The 23,886-nt window shown below is 64.7% G+C and carries 18 protein-coding genes and 2 pseudogenes; 11 read left to right on the plus strand and 9 right to left on the minus strand.

The window, feature by feature from the left end; translation table 11 throughout:
- Window positions 1-27: 27 nt before the first annotated feature.
- Complete coding sequence (locus tag ACREBX_RS16425) at window positions 28-996, minus strand: bile acid:sodium symporter family protein (RefSeq protein WP_431562812.1); 969 nt, start codon at window positions 994-996, stop codon at window positions 28-30.
- Between the two features lie 215 nt (window positions 997-1,211).
- Between ACREBX_RS16425 and ACREBX_RS16430 the strand changes: the two genes are divergently transcribed.
- The 8 genes and pseudogenes from ACREBX_RS16430 to ACREBX_RS16465 all read left to right on the plus strand — a co-directional run bounded on the left by ACREBX_RS16430 (window position 1,212) and on the right by ACREBX_RS16465 (window position 8,823).
- The gene (locus tag ACREBX_RS16430; RefSeq protein WP_431562813.1) at window positions 1,212-1,862 is read left to right on the plus strand and encodes a purine phosphorylase; all 651 of its coding nucleotides are present in this window, start codon (window positions 1,212-1,214) and stop codon (window positions 1,860-1,862) included.
- Between the two features lie 72 nt (window positions 1,863-1,934).
- On the plus strand, window positions 1,935-2,855 hold the full coding sequence (locus tag ACREBX_RS16435; protein ID WP_431562814.1) for a tetratricopeptide repeat protein: 921 nt from the start codon (window positions 1,935-1,937) through the stop codon (window positions 2,853-2,855).
- Complete coding sequence (locus ACREBX_RS16440) at window positions 2,822-3,748, plus strand: hypothetical protein (RefSeq protein WP_431562815.1); 927 nt, start codon at window positions 2,822-2,824, stop codon at window positions 3,746-3,748. Before ACREBX_RS16435 ends, ACREBX_RS16440 begins: the two co-directional genes overlap by 34 nt.
- Before the next feature lie 104 nt (window positions 3,749-3,852).
- Window positions 3,853-5,697: a translational GTPase TypA gene (gene typA / locus ACREBX_RS16445; protein ID WP_431562816.1), complete on the plus strand. Its 1,845-nt coding sequence runs from the start codon at window positions 3,853-3,855 to the stop codon at window positions 5,695-5,697.
- 119 nt (window positions 5,698-5,816) lie between these two features.
- Window positions 5,817-6,320 (plus strand): hemerythrin domain-containing protein, encoded by a 504-nt coding sequence (locus ACREBX_RS16450; protein WP_431562817.1) that lies wholly within the window; start codon window positions 5,817-5,819, stop codon window positions 6,318-6,320.
- Between the two features lie 48 nt (window positions 6,321-6,368).
- A pseudogene (locus ACREBX_RS16455) lies at window positions 6,369-6,547 on the plus strand (hypothetical protein); the annotation flags it as partial.
- Window positions 6,548-6,631: 84 nt separating this feature from the next.
- A complete protein-coding gene (locus ACREBX_RS16460) occupies window positions 6,632-8,272 on the plus strand; it encodes an NAD(P)/FAD-dependent oxidoreductase (protein ID WP_431562818.1) in 1,641 nt (546 codons plus the stop codon).
- On the plus strand, window positions 8,269-8,823 hold the full coding sequence (locus ACREBX_RS16465; protein ID WP_431562819.1) for a pseudouridine synthase: 555 nt from the start codon (window positions 8,269-8,271) through the stop codon (window positions 8,821-8,823). The genes ACREBX_RS16460 and ACREBX_RS16465 overlap by 4 nt, the downstream gene beginning before the upstream one ends.
- Window positions 8,824-8,942: 119 nt before the next feature.
- Here ACREBX_RS16465 and ACREBX_RS16470 read toward each other — a convergent pair whose 3' ends face one another.
- Complete coding sequence (locus tag ACREBX_RS16470; RefSeq protein ID WP_431562820.1) at window positions 8,943-11,036, minus strand: DNA methyltransferase; 2,094 nt, start codon at window positions 11,034-11,036, stop codon at window positions 8,943-8,945.
- A complete protein-coding gene (locus ACREBX_RS16475; RefSeq protein ID WP_431562821.1) occupies window positions 11,033-11,854 on the minus strand; it encodes a hypothetical protein in 822 nt (273 codons plus the stop codon). The genes ACREBX_RS16470 and ACREBX_RS16475 overlap by 4 nt, the downstream gene beginning before the upstream one ends.
- Before the next feature lie 302 nt (window positions 11,855-12,156).
- On the opposite strand from ACREBX_RS16475, the gene ACREBX_RS16480 reads away from it, so the two are divergent.
- Window positions 12,157-12,654, plus strand: coding sequence for a hypothetical protein (locus ACREBX_RS16480; RefSeq protein WP_431562822.1), 498 nt, complete (start codon window positions 12,157-12,159; stop codon window positions 12,652-12,654).
- Between the two features lie 6 nt (window positions 12,655-12,660).
- Here the strand turns inward: ACREBX_RS16480 and ACREBX_RS16485 are convergent, their stop codons facing one another.
- Entirely contained in the window at window positions 12,661-13,245 is a 585-nt protein-coding gene (locus ACREBX_RS16485; RefSeq protein ID WP_431562823.1) for a hypothetical protein, read from the minus strand.
- 24 nt (window positions 13,246-13,269) lie between these two features.
- Between ACREBX_RS16485 and ACREBX_RS16490 the strand changes: the two genes are divergently transcribed.
- The gene (locus tag ACREBX_RS16490) at window positions 13,270-14,502 is read left to right on the plus strand and encodes a TonB-dependent receptor (RefSeq protein ID WP_431562824.1); all 1,233 of its coding nucleotides are present in this window, start codon (window positions 13,270-13,272) and stop codon (window positions 14,500-14,502) included.
- Window positions 14,503-14,556: 54 nt separating this feature from the next.
- Here the strand turns inward: ACREBX_RS16490 and ACREBX_RS16495 are convergent, their stop codons facing one another.
- From ACREBX_RS16495 to ACREBX_RS16505, 3 genes are all read right to left on the minus strand, one after another.
- The gene (locus ACREBX_RS16495; RefSeq protein ID WP_431562825.1) at window positions 14,557-17,235 is read right to left on the minus strand and encodes a TonB-dependent receptor; all 2,679 of its coding nucleotides are present in this window, start codon (window positions 17,233-17,235) and stop codon (window positions 14,557-14,559) included.
- 214 nt (window positions 17,236-17,449) lie between these two features.
- Window positions 17,450-19,954 (minus strand): DNA ligase D, encoded by a 2,505-nt coding sequence (gene ligD / locus ACREBX_RS16500; RefSeq protein ID WP_431562826.1) that lies wholly within the window; start codon window positions 19,952-19,954, stop codon window positions 17,450-17,452.
- 1 nt (window position 19,955) lies between these two features.
- Complete coding sequence (locus ACREBX_RS16505; RefSeq protein WP_431562827.1) at window positions 19,956-20,822, minus strand: Ku protein; 867 nt, start codon at window positions 20,820-20,822, stop codon at window positions 19,956-19,958.
- A gap of 233 nt (window positions 20,823-21,055) precedes the next feature.
- On the opposite strand from ACREBX_RS16505, the gene ACREBX_RS16510 reads away from it, so the two are divergent.
- On the plus strand, window positions 21,056-21,526 hold the full coding sequence (locus tag ACREBX_RS16510) for a hemerythrin domain-containing protein (protein ID WP_431562828.1): 471 nt from the start codon (window positions 21,056-21,058) through the stop codon (window positions 21,524-21,526).
- On the opposite strand, the gene ACREBX_RS16515 is transcribed toward ACREBX_RS16510, so the two are convergent.
- Window positions 21,498-23,132: a ShlB/FhaC/HecB family hemolysin secretion/activation protein gene (locus ACREBX_RS16515; protein ID WP_431562829.1), complete on the minus strand. Its 1,635-nt coding sequence runs from the start codon at window positions 23,130-23,132 to the stop codon at window positions 21,498-21,500. The two genes, ACREBX_RS16510 and ACREBX_RS16515, sit on opposite strands and share 29 nt — an antisense overlap.
- An 11-nt stretch (window positions 23,133-23,143) precedes the next feature.
- Window positions 23,144-23,886, minus strand: a pseudogene (locus tag ACREBX_RS16520) (hypothetical protein); the annotation flags it as partial.

Raw genomic sequence — 23,886 nt, forward strand, 5'->3', positions numbered from 1 at the left:
GCTGCCTATATGGCATGCGGCCCTGTGTTATTCAAGCACTACACCTTTGTCCGCGCGAAGCATCGGCGCGATCCACGCGGACAGGATCAGTTGCGCCATATGATAGACGAGGATCGGGACCAGCACCATGCCGGCGATGGCGGGCGGGAAAAGCGTCGCGGCGAGCGGCGCGCCGACCGCGATGCTCTTTTGCGCACCCGAAAAGAGCAAAGTGATGCGGTCGGGCCGGGCGAGCTTCAGCAGCCTGCCGAGCGCCCAGGCGCCGCCGAAGGACAGCGCGAGAAGCATCGCAACCGCTGCGAACACGATGGCAATCTCGCGCCCGTCGAGCAGGCTCCAGATCCCCGCGACGACGGCGGCCGAGAAGGCGACATAGACCGCGATCGCGATCGCGGTGCGGTCCATGAAGGTCGCGAGACTCCGGTGCGCGAGCACCCATGGCCGCAGCCAGCGCTGGACGAACTGCCCGGCGACGAAGGGTATGAGCAGGATCGAGACGATGCGCAGCACCGCCTCGCCATGGATTTCGCCTTCGCTGCCTGCGAGCAGCGCGAAGAGCAGGGGTGCGAGGGCGACGCCGCTGAGGTTGAGCAATGCGGCGGCGACGACGCTCGCCGCGACATTGCCGCCCGCAAGACTGCTCGCCGCGGTCGCCGACTGGACGGTCGAGGGGAGGATACCGAGGAAGAGGAAACCGAGCGCGAGCGTCGCGGGGAGCAGCGGCGCGGTCGCCGCCTGTGCGGCGAGCCCGAGCAGCGCCATGAAGCCGAAACAGAAAGCGAGCGCGCTTCCCTGCAGCTTCCAGTTGCGGATGCCGTGGAGAACCTCGTGGCGCGGCAGGCGCACGCCGTTGAGGAAGAAGAGAAAGACGATGGCTGCGGTCGACAGCCCTCCCGCGATCGGCACCGCCGCGCCGCGCACCGGGAGCAGGCTCGCGAGCAGGATCGTCGCGAACAGCACGGGGACGAAGCGGTCGGGAAAGATGCGGGCCAGCATTGGTGTGAGCGATGGCGGGATGAATGTGGATTGGCAAGCATCCAATCCTCCCTGTCGCGCAGCGATGGGGAGGTGGCAGCGCGAAACGCTGACGGAGGGGCTTTTTGGCGCCGACGTTGCGGCTCCTCCACCATTTGCTTCGCGAACGGTCCCCCTCCCCATCGCTGCGCGACAGGGAGGATTGGATATGCCGCAAACATGGCTAAACCGTCGCGATGGCCGACATATTGATTCTCGCCGCGCTGCCCGAAGAAGCCGATGCGCTGTTTCCCGACACCGGCGAACGCGTCGGTGGACTGTTTGCCGAACGGCGGCTGGCGGTCGGCGGGCACAGCCTCAGCATAGCGACCTGCGGACTCGGCAAGGTGAACGCGGCGCTTTGTGCCGGTACGTTGGCGGGCGATGCCGATATGCTGTTGATGACCGGCACTTGTGGGTCGCTCGGTGCGGCGCCCGGCGCTTATTGGCTCGCCGAGGCGTTGCAGCATGATTATGGCGCGACACACCCCGGCCTGTTTCGCCGCTACCGCGCGGGCGAATGGCCGATCGGCGAGGCGGGCGAGGCGCATTTTTCCGCGATGCCCGACCCCGGGCTCGGCCTGCCGCACGCACGGATCGCGAGCGGCGACTCTTTCGTCGCCTGCCCCGATGCCGCTGCCGATCTTGCGAATCTGGGTGCGACTTTGGTCGATATGGAGGTCGGCGCGGTGGCGCAGGTCGCGGCGCGGCTGGGCAAACCATGGGCAGCGATCAAGGCGGTTACCGACGAAGCGAACGATGACAGTGCGGGCGATTTTCACGCCAATCTCGTCCGCGCCGCGCGCATCGCCGGGCAAGAGGCCGAGCGGCTGATCGCGATGATCTGATCGTCGCTTCGTCGTTCCGCGCTGGCCGCGCTTGTGCTAGGCTGCGCCTGTATCGACCGAGGGAGACTCGTCATGCGCTACCGATCGTCACTATCCATCGCCGCCGCTTGCGCGGTCTTCGTCACGCCACTCGCCTTTGCAGCGGGAGGCGGCGGGGGCGGCAGCAGCGCGCCGCCGAGCCAGAGCGCCTATGACCCGACGGTCGATTACAAGAAGGGTGCCGATGCCTTCGCGGCGGGCAAATATGCCGAAGCGGCAAAGGCGTTCAAAAAAGTGGTGTCCGCGGTGCCGAAGAACCCGCAGGCCAATTATCTGCTTGGTGCGAGCTATATGGCGCAGGGCGATTTCTCGCGCGCGGTGAAGCCGCTCGAAGCCGCGGTGCGCTATGACGAGAAGATGGTTGACGCGCGCCGCGACCTCGGCATCACGCAGGCGAAGCTCGGCAAAGCCGATAAGGCCGGCGAGCAGCTCGGCGCGCTGAAAGCGATGCAGGAAGGATGCGCTGGCAGCTGCCCCGATTCGGCGAAGCTGACCGACGCGATTGTCAAGCTGGAGGCGGCCGTCGCCGCGGGCCCGCAGGCGCAAAATGCGGTCGAGCCCGAGGTGCGGCTGGCCGCGGCCGAGACGCTCGATGCGACCTATGTCGCCGCGGTCGGCTTGATCAACGAGCATCGCTACGAAGCCGCGATCGCCAAGCTCGACGCGGCGCTTTGGGCGGCGGGGCCGCATCCCGATGTGCTCACTTATCTGGGTTTCGCGAACCGCAAGCTGAAACGCTATGACGCGGCCGAGACCTATTATCGCGAGGCGCTCGCCATCGCGCCGGCGCATCGCGGTGCGCTCGAATATTATGGCGAATTGAAGCTTGAACGCGGTGACGTCGCGGGCGCCAAGGCGCATCTGGCGAAGCTGGAGGCGATCTGCGGTTTCGGCTGTCACGAAGTCGACGAGCTCAAGCGATGGATCGCGGCGGGGCGCGCATCCGCAAGCTGATCGCGCTGACCGCGCTGTTCCTCGGCGTCGCTGCGACGCCGGGTGGCGCGCCGTCGGCTTTTGAGCAATTGCGCTGGACCGCGCCGGGGGCAGAACTGGCCTTGCTGTCGGAACAGCCCGCCGCCTGTCTGGCTGCGGGCGATGAGCCGCGTATCCGGGCCGGCCGCGCCTTGTTCGGCGCGCCGACCTTGCTCGGTGGCCAGGCCGCGAAGGCGGGGCTGAGCTGCGCGAGCTGCCATATCAACGGCCGCGACAATCCGCATTTCCTGCTCGCGGGCGTATCGGCGGCGCCGGGAACGGCGGATGTCACGAACAGTTTCTTCAGCGCGGCGCGCGGCAATCGACGCTTCGACCCCGTCGTCATTCCCGATCTCGCGATGCCCGGAAAGGTGTCGCGCGATCGCGAAACGCGTGCGCTCGAAGCCTTTATTCGCAACCTGATTGTCGAGGAATTTGGTGGACAGGAGCCGAGCCCCGCGACGCTCGACGTGCTGGCGACCTATGTTCGCGCGGTGCGTGCGTGCCCAGGCGAGCGGAGCGTTGGGCGGCGTCTCGGTGACCAGCTTGCGGCTATCGACGACGGCGTCGCAGGCGCGCAGCTGATGATCGATCGCGCCGACCTGCAAGGCGCGCGGCTGTCGATTGCATCGATGCGCCATCAACTCGGACTGATCGCCGAACGCTATTCGGGATCGGGATTGACGCGCGAGCGAGACGGGCTGCTCGCCGCATCGCGCGAATTGCAGGTGATCGGCGACAGCGACGTCGGCCGGATCATACCGGCGCTCGGCCGCTGGAAAGGCGAGTTCGACAAGCGGCTCGCAAAACGGCTTCGGCGCGCCGAGGGCCGTTCGCTGTACGATGCAGATCGCTTGGCGAAAACGCTGCGCTAGTTCGCGCCGTCGGCAATCATGTTGCGCCGCAGCACCCATTCTGTTAGGGGCGCGGCGTTTCGCGGCGCTCCGGGCGCTGCCCCCTTCCATCAAGGCTCTTCCGCATGTCTTTGCGCAATATTGCGATCATCGCCCACGTCGATCATGGCAAGACCACTCTCGTCGACCAGCTGTTCCGCCAGTCGGGCACGTTCCGTGACAACCAGCGCGTCGAAGAACGCGCGATGGATTCGAACGATCTGGAAAAGGAACGCGGGATCACGATCCTCGCGAAGTGCACCAGCGTCGAATGGGCGCCCAAGGAAAATGGGGGCGCCGACCTGACGCGCATCAACATCGTCGACACCCCGGGCCACGCCGACTTCGGCGGTGAGGTCGAGCGCATCCTCTCCATGGTCGACGGCGTCATCCTGCTCGTCGATGCCGCCGAAGGCCCGATGCCGCAGACCAAGTTCGTCACCGGCAAGGCGCTCGCGCTGGGCCTCAAGCCGATCGTCGTCGTCAACAAGATCGACCGCAGCGACGCGCGCGCCGCCGAAGTGCTCGACGAAGTGTTCGAACTGTTCCTGACGCTCGAAGCCAATGACGAACAGCTCGACTTCCCGATCCTTTATGCCTCGGGCCGCGGCGGCTATGCCTCGGACAGCCCCGAAGCGCGTGAAGGCACGCTCGATCCCTTGTTCAAGACGATCGTGTCGCACGTCCCGACCCCGGGCCTGCCCGAAGACGGTCCGTTCACCTTCCTCGCGACGTTGCTCGACCGCGACAATTTCATCGGCCGCATCCTTACCGGCCGTGTCCAGTCGGGCACGATCAAGGTCAACCAGCCGATCCACGCGATCGACATGGACGGCAAGGTCATCGAAACCGGCCGCGCATCGAAGCTGCTGGCGTTCCGCGGGCTCGAGCGCGTTCCCGTCGAGGAAGCGCGTGCGGGCGACATCGTCGCGATCGCGGGCCTGACGCAGGCAACCGTGGCGAACACCATCGCCGACACGACCGTCACCGAGCCGATCGCCGCGCAGCCGATCGATCCGCCGACGCTGTCGATGCGCTTTGCCGTCAATGATTCGCCGATGGCGGGCCGCGAGGGCAGCAAGGTCACGAGCCGCATGATCCGCGACCGCCTGACCCGCGAAGCCGAAACCAATGTTGCGATCCGCATCACCGAAAGCGCCGACAAGGACAGCTTCGAAGTTGCGGGCCGCGGCGAGCTTCAGCTCGGCGTGCTCATCGAAACGATGCGCCGCGAAGGCTTCGAACTAGGCATCAGCCGTCCGCGCGTGCTGTTCGGCGAAGACGAAAATGGCAAGCGCACCGAACCGTATGAAACCGTCGTCATCGACGTCGACGACGAGCACAGCGGCACGGTTGTCGAGAAGATGCAGATCCGCAAGGCCGACCTGACCGACATGCGTCCGTCGGGTGGCGGCAAGACGCGCATCACCTTCAGCGGTCCGTCGCGCGGCCTGATCGGCTATCACGGCGAATTCCTGTCCGACACGCGCGGCACCGGGATCATGAACCGGTTGTTCGAGAAATATGGCCCGCACAAGGGTCAGATCGCCGGGCGCCAGAACGGCGTGCTGATCTCGAACGGCAATGGCGAAGCCGTCGCTTATGCGCTTGGCCCGCTCGAAGAGCGCGGCATCCTGTTCGTCTCGCCCGGCGAGGCGCTCTATGAGGGCATGATCATCGGCGAGAACGCCAAGCCCGACGATCTCGAAGTCAACCCGATGAAGTCGAAGCAGCTGACGAACTTCCGTTCGACCGGCAAGGACGACGCGATCCGCCTGACCCCGCCGAAGCGCATGACGCTGGAGCAGGCGATCGCCTATATCGATGACGACGAAATGGTTGAAGTGACCCCGAAGAACATCCGCATCCGCAAGGCGATCCTCGACCCGAACGAGCGCAAGAAAGCCTCGCGCAAGAAGGAAGCGGCGTAACGCGCGCCGCGATCGCCCGGCGCACGCCGCGTTTTTCGTGAACGCGGCGTTACCGGACGGTCAATTCTTTCTTCACGCGGAAAGTATAGCGTCGGCTTTTCCTGCAAAAGGAGATGGCGATGACGATGCGCGTGGAAATCGAACGGTTGCGGAACGAACATCGCCGACTGCTCACGCTCGCCGGCCATTTGGGGCGCCATATTGCGGGAGAGTTTCCGCGTGATGCGAAAGCGCGCGAGGATTTCAACGCGGTGCGCACCCGGTTTCGTACCGAACTGATCGCGCATCTGAAGCGCGAAGACTGGGTGCTCTATCCCTCGCTTCTCGCCAGCGGCGATCGCCAGCTGACCGATACGGCGCAGATTTTCATCGACGAAATGGGCCATATTGCCGATGCGTTCGGCGATTATAGCCGCCGGTGGCTGCCCGACGCGATCGCGGCCGACTGGCCGGACTATTGCGCCGCGACCAAAGCCATCCTCACCGCCCTTGCTGCGCGCATCGAGCGCGAGGACATGGGGCTTTATCCGCAGGCCCTGTCCGTCGATGCCGTCGATGCGCGGGGCGGCCACCCGGGGGGGCACGTTCCCACGGGCATTCCGGCGCAACCGCCCGCCGTCTGACCGCCGGTATCGGTGGATTGCGCCAGAGGAGGCGACGCAGGACCGCCCTCTGGCGCTGACGACGCGATCCGCCTGACCCCGCCGAAGCCATGACGCTGGAACAGGCGATCGCCTGTATCGACGACGACGAGATGGTCGAGGTGATCCCGAAGAACATCCGCATCCGCAAGGCGATCTTCGACCCGAACGAGCGCGAGCAAGCGTCGTGCAAGAAGGGAGTGGTATAAGGATGAGAGTGACGGTCCTTCGTGGCGGTTACCGTCCTTTCGAATAGCGTTTCCCCCGGACGGGATGCACACTACAGGCGTCCCATGCTTCGCCTGACCGAACTCACGCTGCCGCTGCACCATGCGCCGGAAGAGCTGCCCGCCGCGATCTGCAAGCGGCTGCGCATTTCCCCGCGCGATCTGGTGCGCCACGTCGTCGCGCGCCGCGCGCACGACGCGCGCGACAAGGCCAACATCAAACTCATCTATTCGGTCGACGTCAATGTGAAGGACGAGGGCGCAGTGCTCGCGCGCTTTCGCAAGGATCGGGGCGTCCAGCAGACCCCGAACACCAGCTATAAATTCATCACCCAGGCTCCGAAGGGGACGAAACGGCCAGTGGTCGTCGGCGCGGGGCCGTGCGGGCTGTTCGTCGGGCTGATCCTCGCGCAGATGGGGTTCCGCCCGATCATCCTCGATCGCGGCAAGGTCGTCCGCGAGCGCACGAAGGACACGTGGGACCTGTGGCGGCGCGGCGTGCTCCACCCCGAATCGAACGTCCAGTTCGGTGAGGGCGGCGCGGGCACCTTTTCCGACGGCAAGCTCTACAGCCGGATCAAGGATTCGCGGCACCTCGACCGCAAGGTGCTGACCGAATTCGTGAAAGCGGGCGCCCCGCCCGAAATCCTGACCGAGGCGCATCCGCATATCGGCACGTTCCGGCTGGTGACGATGGTCGAAAGCCTGCGCGAGACGATCGAGGGGCTGGGCGGCGAATATCGTTGGCAGCACAAGGTCGACGGGCTCGACATCGTGACTGACGGGGCCGGCGCGCGGCGGGTGCAGGGCGTGCATCTGAATGGCGGCGACTATCTGGAGGCCGACCGTGTCGTGCTGGCGGTGGGGCATAGCGCGCGCGACACCTTCGCGATGCTGCACGCGGCGGGCGTCCATGTCGAGGCGAAGCCCTTTTCGATCGGCGTCCGCATCGAGCATCCGCAATCGTGGATCGACACGTCGCGGTTCGGGGCGGATGCGGGCAACCCGATCCTCGGCGCCGCCGAATATCATATCTCGCACCACTGCAAGAACGGCCGCACCGTCTACAGCTTTTGCATGTGCCCCGGCGGCACCGTGGTCGCCGCGACGTCCGAGGAGGGCCGCGTCGCCACCAACGGCATGAGCCAATATTCGCGCAACGAGCGCAACGCCAATTCGGGCTTCGTCGTCGCGATCGACCCCGCGCGCGACTATCCCGGCGATCCGCTCGCCGGCCTCGCCTTCCAGCGGCATTGGGAATCGCTCGCTTATGTCGCGGGCGGCTCGAATTACCGCGCGCCCGCGCAGCGCGTCGGCGACTTCCTCGCCGGCCGCCCGTCGACCTCGCTGGGCAGCGTGGTGCCGTCGTATCGCCCCGGCGTGACCCCGACCGATCTTGCGGCATGCCTGCCCGATTTCGCGGTCGAGGCGATGCGCGAGGCGATCCCGGTGTTCGGGCGCCAGATCGCGGGATACGACCATCCCGACGTGGTGATGACGGGGGTCGAGACGCGCACCTCGTCGCCCGTGCGCTTTACCCGCGGCGACGATTTTCAGAGCCTGAACACCGCCGGACTGTTCCCCGCGGGCGAGGGCGCGGGTTATGCCGGAGGCATCTTGTCGGCGGCGGTCGACGGCATCAAGGTCGCCGAGGCGGTCGCGCGGAGCCTTGTTGCGGGACTGAACGTCGCGGGGCTGAAGCCATGACGACGATCCTGTTCAACAAACCCTGGGGCGTGCTCAGCCAGTTCACCGACCGGAGCATGGTCGGAGAGTCGGGAGGCGCGCGCGCGACGCTGTCCGATTATATCGACGTGCCCGGCGTCTATCCGGCGGGGCGGCTCGACCGCGACAGCGAGGGCCTGCTGATCCTGACCGACGACGGCGCGCTGCAGGCGCGCATTTCGTCGCCAAAACACAAGACACCCAAAACCTATCTGGCGCAGGTCGAGGGCGAGCCGGGCGATGCCGCTCTCGATGCGCTGCGCCGCGGCGTCACGCTGAACGACGGCCCGACGCGCCCCGCGACCGTCCGCCGCATCGACCCGCCACAGCTCTGGGACCGCGACCCGCCGGTGCGATACCGCAAGAGCGTCCCCGACAGCTGGGTCGAGCTGACGATCACCGAAGGCCGCAACCGCCAGGTCCGCCGCATGACCGCCGCGGTCGGCTATCCGACGCTGCGGCTTGTCCGCTGGCGGATCGGCGGGTGGGAGATTGGGGATTTGGGGTTGGGGGAATGGCGGGAGGTTGGGTGAAAAGCTTGCTTAAAGTTTGTCGCGAAAACATCGGAACGGTTTCGTCGGCGATCGGGCACAAGATCTAGTCAGCCTCATCGTGGCGAATGCGCTGTAAGCTACAGTGGCTCAGCCTATTCTTACTCGAGCTGCGCCCGCAGCGCGTCCAGGCTTCGACAAAATTCGGTTGAGGTGAGGCCGCGGGCCGATGCCAGCAACTCGCCCCCCGTAATCACGAATAAATCCGTGTTCGAGAGGTAAAGCCCGCCCTGCCGCAATTCGGCAGCTTGTTCCCTCACGCGCTTTTGGAGACTAGCCTCAGACCATATTGTCGGGTGCACTGTCTCCGTCTTTCGGCAGACCAAGATAGCGTCCAAGCTAATTGGGTCCTTGGCTGCCGATTTGGGGCTAGCAGCTCGCAACTCGGCATGCAGGGGATGGGACGCCACTACCGTTAGTCCTGCGCTGCTCAGCGCGTCATGGATCGCCGCCCAACCTTCGCTGCGAGAATGGTGGAAGCTGAAAGCCAAAACGCCATCGGCTTTCAGCACTCGGGCGCTTTCCTTCAGAACTTGGCCAAGCTGCTTTGCAAAAAAAGCTGCTTCCTTGTGCTGCACTTCACCGCTTGCACCGGAATCGTCACCCTCAAAAAAAGTGTATCGGCCATCAAGCGCCGGCTTCAACCAAGCATAGAAGAAATCGCTCAGCTCGCTGTAGTGGATGAAATCGAAATAGGGTGGGTCCGTTATCACGGCGTCGACGCTTTGATCGGGCAGCGGCAGCGACGCGCTGTCACCGTTCAGAATAAGCGCGGTTTTCTCGTCGTGATCGGAACGCCATTCGCCCACGATTTTCGGCGTGATCGATTCACTGGCAATTGGCTTTGCGGCTTTAGCCTCACTAGACGGCGCCCGCAGCTCGAAAGGTGCGTCCAGATAGCGTTTTGCAGGCAGCAATCGCGATTCGAACAAGGTAGCAAAAGTGCCGCTGCAACGCTTTCCGCCCCACACACTGCTTTCCAATGGGGTGCGTTCGGGTTTCAGGATATGATGCGAGAACATGTGCCGGACTGCGCCGGTGCCCTCGCCTTTGAAGCTGCAAAATCGGTTGTTGAACTCCAGCGTGCTTGAAAACAGGCAGAGCATCTGTTCCTGCACGGTAAAATCTTCGATTTTCAGGATCTCGCGTAGCAGAAGCCCCAGGCAGAGCTTTTGCCTGTCATTGAAAAAATCAGCCCACTTCGTGAAGCCATAGCCCCTGGCTTGGTTGGTATTATGCCCAGGCCGGACAAGCGCCGTGGGGATCGGCAAATCTTCCCTGGCAAGCCGCTCGGTCGCTTCGCGATACAAGGCGAAGTCCGCCTCGGTGGGAGTTAGATATATCTTTTCACCGTCCTCCTTGAGCGCCATTAAAGCGTAGAGGCGCTCGCGTGGTGGCGAGCCATCGGACGGCAGCAAGCTCTTGACCTTATATTGGTCGCCTTCTTTCCCCGTTACGGTTTGGCCGGAGGCCGGACCAAGCTGCGGATTGTACGTGTGGCTGCATTTTGGACAGGTCGCGCTTTCGGCGTCGTAGCGGTCCTGGAAGACATGCCAGCATGAAGGGCATAGCATTTGCGCTTTGGGGCGCTTCTTGGGATATGCGTCCCGAGAAAATATATAATTTGAAAACAGAGGGATGCGCTCTCCCTTGGGCGTCTCAACCTCTTTGACCCAGAAACCATAAAGGACAGGAATTGGTTTTCCCGTCTCCCGATCCAATGTCGAGTAATAGCGCTTTATCTCGCCGCTAATGCTCTGCTCAAGCGCCTCGAATGTCTCGCGTAGGGTCTTTTCGCTGACAGGCGTAAGTGCCTGGCGAACCAAGAAGGTGCTGACGGGATTAATGTCGCAGCCGACAACTGAACAGCCCAGTTTCAGGGCCTCGCCTAAAGTGGTCCCGCTTCCCATGAAGGGGTCGAGAACAACCTTTTCACGGAAATCGTGTTTCTTGTAAAATTCATCCCAAATGCTTGTGTCGGCGTCTGAAAGCGCGCCGAGCACAATCGCCCGAAAGACGGACCCCAAGCGTGTCGCCCACCATTTATGGATGTGGTATAGGGGCCTGCCCAGCTCCTTGCGCCAGCTCTCGCGCTCCGCAAGGCGGCTTATCGGAACGATGGGGAATCTATGTTCGATGGCCTTCGACCCGACATCGGTTTCCGTGAGCGGAGACTTGAGTGCCGAAAGGCTCATTCCTCGACCTCATGATTGTCGAGAGGCTGGACGCGTCCAAGAACCATCGAGACCGGTGTGGGGGCCTCGGATGCCAAACGATATGCCTTGAAATCATGCTTTGTGGCTGCTGTCGGATTGGGGATCGTCTGCGGAACGATCGCGTTCGTTTTAAGGTCGAACGAGTATCCGACGACGAGGTTCGGGCTTTCCGTCCGCTGCAAATTTCCAACGGCCACAAAACGATTGTCCACTGGCCAGTCGGCGGGCAAAATGAGCGTTCGCAGCCCTGTGGTGCCTTCGGTAAGGGCGAAAGGCGTGGGGGCCACATACATTTTGCGGTCACGGATCATAACATCGCCATAACTGCCAAAGCCCTTCACGCTCTTGTTCTTGTGAACATAGTTGTGATCCGAGTTCAGAAAATCGCCGTGGCACATAACGAGGTCGATAACGGGGTATTTCCTCGATCCGTCCACCGGCGCGTAAGGTGTTAAATCTGCTGGATAGCGGCCGAACACATAGAAAACATGTCGCCCATTATGCATGCCCGTAGGAACTTGGCTGTTGCAGTCATAGTCGCGCTCACGGCCAGGCCAGGCCAAACCTTTTAGCTCGAACCCCTCAGGTGAGTGAACGAGGGCAAAATCGGGATAGGTGTTACGCCCTGCCTGGTCGTAGTTGGTGTCGGTCGCAATCAGGCGTTTCTCAAACCAATTCTGAAAATGAAATTCCTTGTCCTTCGTATGTACCAATTCGATCAGCTCACCGCTGTTGATGGCTTCGACGGCGTCGGCAAAAATGTCGAGGCAAATCATTTTTTCGGGATGCTGGGTCATACGCGCTTATTTCTGCTCCTGCCTGGCAGCATAAAATTGGAACCTAGAACAAAAGAGAAACCCCCTCAAGGTCCGTGCCCTGCCACGCGGCGGGGCGAACCACTTTGACGCAGGCGCATGGCTGTGCGTGATCGCCGACGCCGGGAAGCGGCGCTCGCGCCCTCGCGGCCACAAAGCGGCTGGCCCCCCTAGCCGTCCGGCGCACTTCGATGCTGAAGGAAATCCGAATTTTCGCGCCGCGCCGGCAGGCCATGCTTCGGCCATATTTCAACGTAAGGATCGGGTTTCAGGGAGGGCATCCAATGACCATGAGATCCATCGCCGCATCGCTCGCGCTGCTGTCCTGCTGCGCGTCGCCGCTCCACGCCCAGGCGATCGACCGCAGCGCGCCGATGAACGGCGCCAGCCCGGTCGCGATGGGGGGCTTCGTCGGCGCGCGTCTTCGCATCCCGCTCGGCGGAACGAAAAGCGACGAGGGAAGGAAGCTTCGCGCCAGCCTGACGGTGGCGCCGATGCAGCGGAGCGACGGGGCGGGACTGAAGGGGCCAGCGTGGCGCATCGGCGAAGGGCTCGAGTTCGGCTTTTCGGGCGACGCGCGGTCGCCGCAAGTCTCGCTCGCCGGGCAGCGGCTGACGCCGGTGCGCTATGCGCCCGGCCGGTCGACGCCGACAAAGGGGCGCAGCAATATGTCCGACGCTGGGACCGTGGCGATCGTCGTGGGCGGCCTCGCCCTCCTCGCCGGGGTCGGGCTGCTGGTCGCGCTCGACGCGTCGGACGATCCCGACCGCTGCTGCGAATAGCTCCGGTCAGGCCGCCACGGCGACCGGTGCGGGTTTTGCGGCGCCGCCCGATCGGCGCCGCGCCCACAGGATCAGGAACAGGCCGCCCGCGATCAGCGCCGCGTTGACGATCCATGCCATGCCATCCGCCGCAGCGATGCCGCCGCGCAGCGCGAGATGCGTCGCGGCGGCGAGCAAGATCAGCGCGCCGGTCGTGACGCTGCCGACGGCCGAAAGCTTTTCGGCGGGCAGGCGGATCGCGGCGAGCAGGAAGGCGAGGCTGACGATCAGCCAAGTCGCGATCGTCGGGACGATGGTGCCCGCGACCAGCGCGGCGACCGCGGCCGCGGCGATGCCCGCGGGCTGGCCCCAGACGGTCGCGGTCCAGGCGCGCTCCCAGCCGGGCGCCGGGCGGCCCTTGTCGCGGCGCGCGAGCCAGATGTTCACCCCGCTCGCGGCGAGATAGGTGCCCGACAGGCAGACGAGATAGATGAGCGCGGCGAAGGCTAGCCCCAATGAGCTGTGGCCGCGCAGCACCGCGCGGACGAAGCCCGCGGGGATGCGCGACATCAGGTCTTTCGGCTTTTTGGGCTTCGGAGTTGCGGTGGTCATGCGAAGCCCTTCACGATGGCGGCGGTGAAGCTGATAAGCGCGACGCCGACGAGCACGGCGGTCGCGCGGAGGATGCGATTGTCGGCGAGCGTCCATGGCCTGACGAGCCAGGTCACCGCCTATCTGGTCAGCCAGTTCGGGCTACCGCTGCCGACCGCGCAGTTTCTCGCGGCGGAGGCGCGCAGCGTCTATCCCGACCGCGTCTTCATCTCGTCGCAGCAGCTTTATTCGGTCGACATCGAGACGACGGCGGCGTTCGGCGATGCGAGCTGGGAAGTCGCGCCGGGGCTGAAATTGCTCGCGGGCTTTCGCTACGACCGCGAGCGGCAGAAGGTGGCGAACAGCAATATGGTCATCCTCAACACGCCGATCCCCAATCCGGCCGACTATGCGAGCAACCCGACGCTCGCGCTGATCATCGGGGCGGTGAACGACCTGCTGACCGCGCAGATCGACAATGCCAACAGCAGCGGCCCCGAATCGACGACGACGTACGAAGCGTTCCTGCCCAAGGGGGGCGTGTCGTTCGAATTCGCGCCCGACAAGACGGTCAGCGCAATCGTCCAGCGCGGCTATCGTTCGGGGGGCAGCGGGGTCAATCCGGGGCGTGCCTCGACGCATGTCTACGACCCCGAATATACGTGGAATTACGAGCTGTCGCTGCGCACGCAATGGCTCGACCGGCGGCTGACGTTCAACACCAATGCCTTCTATGTCGACTGGACCGACCAGCAGGTCATCGTCCAGCTGTCGGACAGCGTCTATGATTATGAGACGCGGAACGCCGGCAGTTCGCGCGTCTGGGGTTTCGAGGTCGAGAGCGATTTCGACGTCACCCAGCGGCTGAATGTCTATGGCTCGGTCGGCTATGCGAACAGCAAGTTCCTCGATTTCCAGACGACCGGCGGGGTCGTGCTCGACCTGTCGGGGTTCGAGTTCGCCAATGCGCCACGCTGGACCTGGGCCGCGGGTTTCGACTGGCGGCACCCGAGCGGTTTCAGCGCCAATGTCAACGTCAACTATCGCGGCGCGCAGTTCCAGGACGTGCGCGACCAGAACGCCGGGCGCAACGTGCCGTCGCGGACGCTGGCCAACGCCAAGATCGGGTACAGCAACGACAATTTCGGGGCGTATCTGGTCGCGACAAACATCTTCGACGACAAATATTATGACTATCAGTACGAAAACGCCGGCCGCCTGCAGGCGCTGTTTGGCGAGCCGCGCATGATCGGGCTGACCTTCGAAGGGCGCTTCTGACAAAACCGAACCGGCATCCGGCGCTGCACGCGCCAGATGCCGGTCGCGGGGGGATCAGAACTTCAGGCGCGCACCGACATAGAATTGGCGGCCATTGTCATAGATCGCGCGCGGGCGGTCGCGGGTGCCCGAATATTGCACAATCTCTTCGTTGGTCAGGTTGATCGCGTCGGCGGTCAGCGCGATATTTTCGGTGATGTTGACGCTGACCGACGCATCGAGCGACGACAGCGCGGCCTGGTTGAGCGGAGTGGCGCGGTCGATGTCGATGAAGAATTTCGACCGGTAGTTGTACGAGACCCGCGCGCTGATCAGATCGTTCTCGAAATAGCCCGTCAGGTTGAGCGAGTGCTTCGAGTTGCCGGGGATCGGATCGCCATTGTTCGCCTTGGCGTCGGAGTAGGTGTAGTTCGCCACCGCGCCGAAGCCGCCCCAGATCGGGCGCGACACCTGGAATTCAAAGCCCTGGTTGCGGCCGCCGTCGCCGTTGGTGCGGCGATTGATCTGATAGGGGCAGTTGAACAGGTTCGGGTTGCCGCCGCCCGCCGCGACGCAGCCCACGGGCTGCGAGCCCGGCACGAAGACGCTCGGCAGGATTTCGATCGAGGTCGTGTTGACGATGTACGACTGGATATCCTTGTAGAAGGCGGCGAGTGCGACGATTGTCTCGCGGTCGGGATACCATTCGATCGACAGGTCATACTGGTTGGCGCGGTACGGATCGAGGTTCGGATCGCCACCGCGTCCGGTCAGCAGCGTGCCGTTGAGGTCGACGCCGGGGGTGATGTCGACGAAGTCGGGGCGCGTCACCGTCTTGCCCGCGGCGAAGCGCAGCACGACCTGGTCCGACAGATCGACCGACAGGTTCGCGCTCGGCAAAATGTCGGTGTACGAACGTTTCGCCCGCGACGGGGTGAAGCCGCCGAATGGGTTGGTGAACTCGGGGTTCGTGCCGCCGATGATGAAGCCGTCCGAGGTCTGTTTCGTCTCGACCACGCGCACCCCGACATTGCCGCGCCAGCCCTCGCCGCCGAATTTCGCGAGCCCGTAACCGCCCCACGCCTTTTCGTTGATCGAATAGGTGTTGCCGGGGACGAGGAAGCGGTCGGTGCCGGGTGCGGTCGCCGCGCCATAGATCGCGCGCAGCTTCGCGGGATCGACGCGCCAGTAATCCTTGAGCGTGCCGGGCGCAGCGATATTGTCGAGGAAGTCGCCGGGCATGCCGCTGCCGGTCGCGAAATCGGCCGAGGTGCACGGCGCGCCGTTGCAGCGCAGGCCGGGGGTGAACACGCCGCCGTTGGTCGCGAAGCGTTCGGCGACACGGTCATGGTCGGTATATTTGACCCCGAATTTGAGCGCGGTCATCGGGCCCCATTCGACCTGTTTTTCGACGTCGAGGTAGAAATATTTCTCCTCATCCTCGTTGGTGACCGACTGGATACGCGCGAAGTCGGGGCGGATGCCAAGCGGATTGAGCGGGTTCGGGTTCGAGAAGCTGACTTCGGGCCGGCCGCTGCGCAGATCATAGGCGAAGGCGCCGGGGCCGGCGAACTCGATGAAATTCTCGTTGCTCGTGTCGCCGTTCGCCTTCGTCCAGCCACCCTTGAAATGCACCGACAGGCTGTCGACGGGGCGCCAGGTCAGGTCGAAGTCGGCCGAGACGGTCTTGGCGACCGCCTGCCGGTCGATCGCGTCATAGACGACGCCAAAGCCCGTCGTGCCGCCCGTTGCCGACGCGATATTGCCCGCAACCGCGACGCCGTCCTCGACGATCGCACCCGTGATCGTGCCGCCGCCGCCGAGCGCCTGTTCGCCCCATGCGATATAATTCTGGTTGAAGTTGTCGGCGTTGAAGCGCGAATAGAGCCCGGTGATGTTGACTTCGAGCGTGTCCGACGGGCGGAACTGGATGCCGATATTGGCGCCGTAACGTTCGCGGTCCTGTTCGAACAGCGTCGAGCCGATCAGCGTCGGGACGAGCGCGCTCTGCCCGCCGCCGACGGGGAAGGAGCGGTAGCCGAAAATCTCGAGCCCGTCGCGGCGCGTGCGGCGCTTTTGATAGATCGCGCCGACGAGGACGCCGAAGGTTTCGTCTTCATTCTTCCAGCTGATGAGCCCCGAAACCTGCGGGTCGACCTTGCCCGACAGGTCCGAATAGGCGGCCTGCACCGACGCCGAGAGCGTGAGCGGGTCGAGGTCGAGCGGGTTGCGCGTGATGACGTTGATCGTGCCGCCGACCCCGCCTTCTTCGACGTCGGCCTGCGGGCTCTTGTAGACTTCGAGGCGGCCGATGATCTCGGCGGGCAGAGTCAGATAGTTGAAGCTGCGCGTCGAGGCGACCTGATCGAGGATGAACCAGTCGGCGGTCGCGACGCTATGCCCGTTGAGCAGGGTCTTGGTGAGGTTCGGCGCGGTGCCGCGGAGCGAGACGCGCTCGCCTTCGCCAAACTCGCGGTTGACGACGATGCCCGGAACGCGCTGGAGCGCTTCGGCGACATTCTTGTCGGGGAATTTGCCGACATCCTCGGCGGTGACGACGTCGGCGATCACCGACAGGTCGCGCTTGGCATCGATCGCCTGACGCAGCGACCCGCGGATGCCGGTGACGACGATTTCGCTCTCGGCGGCGTCGGCGGCGGGCGCGGCGGTGGTGGTCTGGGCGTTGGCCGCGCTTGCGGCAAAAAGCAGCGTACCAATGCTGGCCGAAGCGAGCAGGTATCTTGCATTGGTCATGTTTAGTCTCCCTCTTTTTGATCTTAGATCAATTTTGCTCTGATTTTCAAGGGAACTTATACATACCAATCTATACGTCAAGCTCGATATGGCGCAATTTAGTACCAATACAGACGAAATATGGGGTATTTTGGTATTTTATTGGTATCATTAGAGCTCTAACCAATTTCGCCGGAGTGTCTCGCGAAAAGCCGGCACGGTAAGGCCGCGAGAGCTAGAAATCGGGAAGCGACTGGTTTGCGAAGCCCCAGCCTTTGAGTTCGGGGCTGGCGGCGCGGTCCAGCAGCTCATCGCCATCCTTGATCGTCCACTGCCCGGCCTTTGTCGCATCGGCGAGCGCGTCCCAGCCGATCGGGGCGGCGACCGGCGCATTTTCCCGCGCGCGCGCCGAATAGGGCATGACCGCGGTGCTGCCGCGCTGGTTGCGCAGATAGTCGATGAAGATCTTGCCCTTGCGCTTCGCCTTGCTCATCGTCGCGACGAAGCGGTCGGGCTCGGCGAGGCTCAGCGCCTCGGCGAAGCGTTTCGAGAAATCCTTGTGCTTGTCCCAGCTGTGCCCCGGATCGAGCGGGACGACGACATGCACGCCCTTGCCGCCCGACAGCATCGCGAAGCTGACGAGGCCGATGTCGGCGAGCTGGCGGCGAATATCGGCGGCGGCTTTCTTGACGTCGGCGAAATCGAGCCCTTCGTCGGGATCGAGATCGAACACCATGCGGTCGGGTTTTTCGAGCGCGTCGACATGGCTGCCCCAGCCGTGGAATTCGATCGTCCCCATCTGGACGCAGGCGAGCAGGCCGTCGGCGTCCTCGACATAGAGATAATCCTCGTGCCCGCCGTCCTTCTCCTTGATCGGGATGTGGAGGACATGGTCGCCGAACGAGCCCGAATCATGCTTCTGGAAAAAGCATTTCTTGGCGCGGCCCTGCGGACAGCGGACGAGGCTGATCGGGCGGCGCGCGGTGTGCGGGAGCATGACCGGGGCGATCGCGGCGTAATAATCGGCGAGGTCACCCTTGGTCGCCTTCGCTTCGGGGAAGATCACGCGGTCGCGGCTGCTGATCGTCACGTCGCTTTTCACGGCGGGGGCGGCTTGTCTGATTTCGGGGGTCACGTCTTTTGCCTCCTTGTCGCTGCGCAGGCCGAGGAAGCTTGCGTGGCGCACCGATCCGCTCGCGGTGAATTCGGCGAAGGCGATTTCGGCGACGAGTTCGGGTTTGAGCCAATGGACCTTACGCGCCGATATGGCCTCGACTTCGAGCGGCGCGGTCTGGCGTTCGCGGGCGGCGAACTTCTTCGCGAGGTCGGCCATCGTGTCGGTGTCGAAGCCGGTGCCGACATTACCCTTGTAGACGAGCGTGTCGCCCTGGCGCTGCGCGAGGAGCAGCGAAGCGAAGGGCCGCGCCTTGGTCGATGACGGGTTCCAGCCGACGAGGATGAACTCCTGTCGGCGGGTGCATTTGACCTTCACCCAATTTTTCGAGCGTCGTCCCGAATAAGCGGCATCGGCGCGTTTCGAGATGATGCCTTCCTGTCCTGCACCGCACATCGCGTCATAGAGTTTTTCGCCTGCGCCGATGACATGATCGGCGACGGCGATCGGCGGCGCGGCGCGGCGGAGCAGGGCTTCGAGCCGCTCCTTGCGTTCGAGGTTGCCGAGCTTCGCGAGCGGTTTTCCGCCTTGTTCGAGCAGGTCGAACGCGAAGAAATGGAGCGCGGTGCCCTCGTCCTGCGCGCCGTGGCCGCGCTTGAGCACCGCTTGCAACGAGGAGAAGTCGGGGTTGCCGTCCTTGCCATAGGCGACGATTTCGCCGTCGATCAGGCACGGCGGCAGATCGAGCGCGGCGATATGGCGGACGAGCGGCGCGAACTTGTCGGTCCAGTCGAGGCCGCTCCGCGTATAGACGCGCACGTCCGATCCTGCGGCGGCAATCTCGGCGCGGTAGCCATCATATTTGATCTCGTGGAACCAGCCGTTGCCGCCGGGGACGGCGTCGACGAGCGTCGCGAGCTGGAGCGGGCGGAATTTGGGTGGCTCCAGGGCCACGGGCTTGGCGATTTTTTCATTATGTGCGGCGGCGTCGGCCATCTTCTTTGCGAAGGCCGCGCCCTTTGCTCCTTTGAGCGATTGCTCGCCACCCTCGTCGCCGGCGATTTCGGCCATGGTGCGGCCGGTAAGGATGCTCGTCAGCTCGCGGCCGACAAGATCGTCGGTGCCGCCGGCAAACGCGTCGTCGACTTTTCGCAGTAACCAGTTCTCGCGCTTCTCGCCGGGGCGCGGCTTCATGCGGACGAGCAGCCATTCGCCCTTCATCCGTGTCCCGTCGAGGGTGAAGTGGAGGTGGCCCTTGTCCAAATCCTTCGCGCTCTTGCCCGCGATCGGCGCCCAGGTGCCGCGGTCCCACAGCATCACCGTGCCGCCGCCATATTCGCCTTTGGGGATGCCGCCCTCGAAATCGGCATAGCTCATCGGATGGTCTTCGGTGCGCACCGCGAGGCGCTTGTCGGCGGGGTCGGCGCTCGGGCCCTTGGTCACGGCCCAGCTTTTGAGCACGCCATCGACTTCGAGGCGGAAGTCATAATGAAGCCGGGTCGCGTCGTGCTTCTGGACGATGAAGCGGTTGCCGGCCCCCTTGGCGATCTTGCCCGCGGGTTCGGGGGTCAGCGCGAAGTCGCGCTTTGCGTTATATTGCGCGAGCGGGTCGGCGCGTTTGGCCATGTCAGGCGCGCTTGCGCGCCGGTGCCTTCTTCGCCGGGGCCTTCTTGGCGGGCGCGGCTTTGGCGGGCGCAGTCTTCTTGCCGTCGACCGAGGTTTTGAGCGCCGCCATCAGGTCGATGACGTTCGAGCCGCGGTCGGTGCTGGCGGGCTCTTCGACGTCTTCGAGGACGCGCTTGCCCTTGGCCTTTGCCTTCTTGGCAATCACGCGCTTCAAGGCGTCGATATAGTGGTTGTGATAGTCGGAGGCGTCGAATTCGCCGCTCTTCTTGGCGATCAAGGTTTCGGCGAGGTCGAGCAGGTCGGCGTCGGGCTTGCCGCTGCCGACGTCGCGGAAATAATTCGCCGCCTTGTTCACTTCGTCGGCGTAGCGCAGCACTTCGAGTACCAATCCGCGCCCGCACGGGCGCAGCGCGACGAGCTGTTCCTGCCCGCGCAGCGAGAGCTGGCCGAGCCCGACCTTCTTCGTGCGCTTCAGCGCCTCGCGAAGGACGATATAGGCTTCTTCGGCGAGTTCGTCGGCGGGGACGACATAATAGGGCTTGGTGTAATAAAGGACGTCGATCGCGTCGGTGTCGACGAACTGGACAAGCTCCAGTGTGCGTTTGCTCTCGAGCTTGACCGCCTCGATCTCCCCCTCGTCGAGCAGGACATAATTGCCCTTCGACAGCTCGAACCCCTTGACGATGTCGTCATGGTCGACCGCGCCGATGCCGGGCACGATTTTTTCATATTTGATCGGCTTGCCGCTCGGTTCGTGGATCTGGCGAAAGGTGACCGCGGCGCCCGATTTTGTCGCCGAATAGATTTCGACCGGGATCGACACCAGCGCGAGCCGGATCTGCCCCTTCCAGTAAGCGCGTGCGGCCATCGACATTCCCTTTCGTTATCCCGAGTTACAATGAACAAGGCGGCGAGCGGTTCCCGGTGCGGCCGACCAATCGGATCCTGGCCGCTCCGGCCGCGAAACGAAGAGAAGGGTCCGCATTTCGATGCCGGCCCTTCGTGCGTTCCGAACATATCAAATATCAATTTGCTTTCCGATTGCGGTGCCCTCAAGATGACGTTGAGGGACCGCTCATATCGCTTGGAGCAACTATGCCTTTGAGCCGCGAAATAGAGCGACTGCGCGCCGAACATGTGGCGCTGATCGCGCTGGCGCGGATCGTGACCGAATTGCTCCAGGCTCCCGGCCCGTCGCGGCTGACCGAACTGGCGTCGGCGCGTGGACTGCTCCGCGAGACGTTGGTTCGCCACCTGAAATGCGAGGACTGGATCCTCTATCCGCGCCTGCGGGCGACTGGCGACCCGGACCTGATGTACATCACGCGCGAATTCGAATTGGAGATGGGCGACCTTGCCGCCGAATATGTCGCCTATGACGATAAATGGACCGCCGAGCGCGTAGCGGCGAAATGGACGGAATTCTGCCGCGAGACGATAGAGGTCTTCGGCGTGCTGGCGACGCGGGTCGAACGCGAGGAGCGCGAACTCTATCCGCTCGCCGACAAGCTTTACGCGGCCGCAGCGGCGCTCGGTCCCGCGGTCATGGACGAAGTGACAATTTCCAGCTGAGCGCGACGCGCCAGTCCTGATCATAGCCCGGAACCGGCTGGTTCCACGCGTCGGCGAGCTCGAGGCCGATCGTCGCATTCTCGGAATAGGAGAGGCGCACGCCGCCGCCCCAGCTGCCGAGCCGAAAACTGGTTTTCGGGATCGCCGTACGCGCGAGTAAGGTGACGTCGGCATAGTCGATGAAGCTGTAGATCTCGCTCTTCGCCAGCTTGCCGCTGCGCAGCGGGCGCAGTGCGAATTCGCCGAAGGTTGCATAGCCGCGATCGCCATTGACCAAGCCGTCGTCGAACGCGCGGCCGAAAGTCGCGCCGCCAACGCTGAAGCGCTGCGCCGCGGGCAGGCGGTCGCGGGTCCAGCGCCCGGTCGCGGCGGCACGCACGACCAGCGCCTTGCCGATCGCCTGGTTCGCCTCGACGCTCGCGTCGGCATAGAGGAATCCGGCTTCGCCGACGCCGGGGTCGACGCGCGCGCCCGCGAAATCGAGACCCTTGGCGCCGCCGATCCGGGCACCGACGACGGTGCGATCTTCGCTGAGGCGGAAGGCGAGGCTGCCGCTCGCCGTCCAGGTTTTCTCGGCGGCGATCGTCGAGCCGAAGAGCGCGTTTTTCGAATCGAGATAGTCGATCCGCGCCGCGGCGACCAAATTGCGCCGCGTTGCGCGGGTCAGCGGGTGGGTGACGCCGAAGCCTGCGCTCCATGCTTCGCCGTCGATCGCGAGACCCTTGGGCCGGGTGCGCAGCGCGGCAGCCGACAGTTCGGCGCGCGTCCCGCCAGCGCCGATCGGGGTCGAATGGCTCGCCGCCATATAGAGCAGCGACTTGAGGTTGACCGCCGCGGCGCCGGTGAGCCGCGTTTCGTCGCCGCTGCGCAGCAGGCTGGTGCCGCGGGCATTCGCCTCGACGATGCCGTCATTGACGAACTGGCTGGTCCGCGTCGTGAAGCCGAGCCCGACGGTGGGCTTCTTGGCATCGAGCGCGAGGTCGAGTGCGACCGCGCCCTGTTCGCCGCCGAGTGCCAGCGACGGGGTGACGGTAAGGCCCGGAATATCCGCGATATTGCCGAGCGTGCGTTCGAAGCGCGCGCGCGGCAGCGGACGCTGGCCGACAAGGCTCCGGACCATCCTGCCGACGAGCGGCGCGGGGCCGCTCTCGCGTTCTCCGCTCAGCGTCACCGAGCCGATATGGCCCTCGGCCGAGGCGACGGTGACGACGCCGCCCGACAGATTCTGTTCGGGAATGACGAGGGTGAAGAGCGCAACGCTCGATCGGTTGTAGGCGCGCGTCATCGCCGCGGCGAGTTTGGCGAGATTGTCGGCCGAGGCAGGGCGGCCGACGAAGCGCTGCGCTGCGCGGCCGACATTGGCGGGCACGCCCGCGCCGACGAAACGGATTTCGCGGATGGTGACATCGGGCCGCGCGCCGAGTTCGACCTTGCCGAGCGAGAGGGGCTTGGCTTCGGGGTCGGGAAGCGGATCACGGCTGCGATCGGGGGCGAGGGGCGGGCGGCCGTCGAGCGGCGTTGCCGCCGGCTGGGCCGCGAGCGCCGCGGCGGGGAGGAGCAGGGCTCCCGCCACCGCCGCGGCGCAGGCGTTGCGCAGTTCGCGCATCGGGTGCGGCTTCAGTTGCCGCGCTTCGGCTTCAGTCCGCCGAGGACGCCCCCGACGGTGCCGGTCACCCCGGTGACGAGGCCGGTCACGGGATCGACCGCCGTGCCGCCGCCCGCTGTGCCGCCGGTGACGCCGCCGCCGACTTGGGCGAGCGCGCCGGTCGCCGTGGTGACGACGTTACTCACCAGCGTGACGGGCGTCGCGGCGGGATTGCCCGTCGTGCCGCCGGTCAGCCCGCCGGTGACGCCGCCGAGCAGATTGCCGCCCGCGCCGGGCTGGAGCGTGACGAGCTGCCCCGCCGATCCGACCCCGACGGTCAGCAGGCTGCCGTTCTGCTGGCCGGGCGAGAGGATGCTCGCGCCGATCAGCGGCGAGGCGGAGGGGCTGCCGATCGCAGTCGCCTTGCCGATCGTCGCGGTGATCAGCTGGCCCGGGGCGGCGGCGAGACCGTCGACCAGATATTGCTGGCCGCTGCCGGTCTGGACGAGCGCGACACCGGTGCTTTTGACGACGCCGACGACGGTGCCGATGAGGTTGGTGTTACCGGGCACCTTGCCGTCGACCGCGCTGGCGAGCAGTAGTCCCTTGTCGGCAATGACATTGACGAGCCCGCCGGTCTTGACGAGCACGCCGCCGATCACCGGATTGGTGCTGGCGGGATCGCCGGTGCCCGCGAGCAGCCCGGTGCCCGCGACGCCGCCGGGGCCGACAAGGCCGCCGACCGCGAGCGCACCCGCGCTGCCAAGGCCGAGGC

The organism is Sphingopyxis sp. (assembly GCF_050725655.1).
GTDB lineage: Bacteria > Pseudomonadota > Alphaproteobacteria > Sphingomonadales > Sphingomonadaceae > Sphingopyxis.

What these genes read in the sequence shown, in the direction of transcription:
- ACREBX_RS16425 (WP_431562812.1), bottom strand. Translation starts at nt 996, where the DNA reads ATGCTGGCCCGCATCTTTCCCGACCGCTTCGTCCCCGTGCTGTTCGCG.
- ACREBX_RS16450 (WP_431562817.1), top strand. Translation starts at nt 5,817, where the DNA reads ATGACGATGCGCGTGGAAATCGAACGGTTGCGGAACGAACATCGCCGA.
- ACREBX_RS16465 (WP_431562819.1), top strand. Translation starts at nt 8,269, where the DNA reads ATGACGACGATCCTGTTCAACAAACCCTGGGGCGTGCTCAGCCAGTTC.
- ACREBX_RS16435 (WP_431562814.1), top strand. Translation starts at nt 1,935, where the DNA reads ATGCGCTACCGATCGTCACTATCCATCGCCGCCGCTTGCGCGGTCTTC.
- ACREBX_RS16475 (WP_431562821.1), bottom strand. Translation starts at nt 11,854, where the DNA reads ATGACCCAGCATCCCGAAAAAATGATTTGCCTCGACATTTTTGCCGAC.
- ACREBX_RS16505 (WP_431562827.1), bottom strand. Translation starts at nt 20,822, where the DNA reads ATGGCCGCACGCGCTTACTGGAAGGGGCAGATCCGGCTCGCGCTGGTG.
- ACREBX_RS16485 (WP_431562823.1), bottom strand. Translation starts at nt 13,245, where the DNA reads ATGACCACCGCAACTCCGAAGCCCAAAAAGCCGAAAGACCTGATGTCG.
- ACREBX_RS16460 (WP_431562818.1), top strand. Translation starts at nt 6,632, where the DNA reads ATGCTTCGCCTGACCGAACTCACGCTGCCGCTGCACCATGCGCCGGAA.
- ACREBX_RS16515 (WP_431562829.1), bottom strand. Translation starts at nt 23,132, where the DNA reads ATGCGCGAACTGCGCAACGCCTGCGCCGCGGCGGTGGCGGGAGCCCTG.
- typA (WP_431562816.1), top strand. Translation starts at nt 3,853, where the DNA reads ATGTCTTTGCGCAATATTGCGATCATCGCCCACGTCGATCATGGCAAG.
- ACREBX_RS16470 (WP_431562820.1), bottom strand. Translation starts at nt 11,036, where the DNA reads ATGAGCCTTTCGGCACTCAAGTCTCCGCTCACGGAAACCGATGTCGGG.
- ligD (WP_431562826.1), bottom strand. Translation starts at nt 19,954, where the DNA reads ATGGCCAAACGCGCCGACCCGCTCGCGCAATATAACGCAAAGCGCGAC.
- ACREBX_RS16430 (WP_431562813.1), top strand. Translation starts at nt 1,212, where the DNA reads ATGGCCGACATATTGATTCTCGCCGCGCTGCCCGAAGAAGCCGATGCG.
- ACREBX_RS16440 (WP_431562815.1), top strand. Translation starts at nt 2,822, where the DNA reads ATGGATCGCGGCGGGGCGCGCATCCGCAAGCTGATCGCGCTGACCGCG.
- ACREBX_RS16480 (WP_431562822.1), top strand. Translation starts at nt 12,157, where the DNA reads ATGACCATGAGATCCATCGCCGCATCGCTCGCGCTGCTGTCCTGCTGC.
- ACREBX_RS16495 (WP_431562825.1), bottom strand. Translation starts at nt 17,235, where the DNA reads ATGACCAATGCAAGATACCTGCTCGCTTCGGCCAGCATTGGTACGCTG.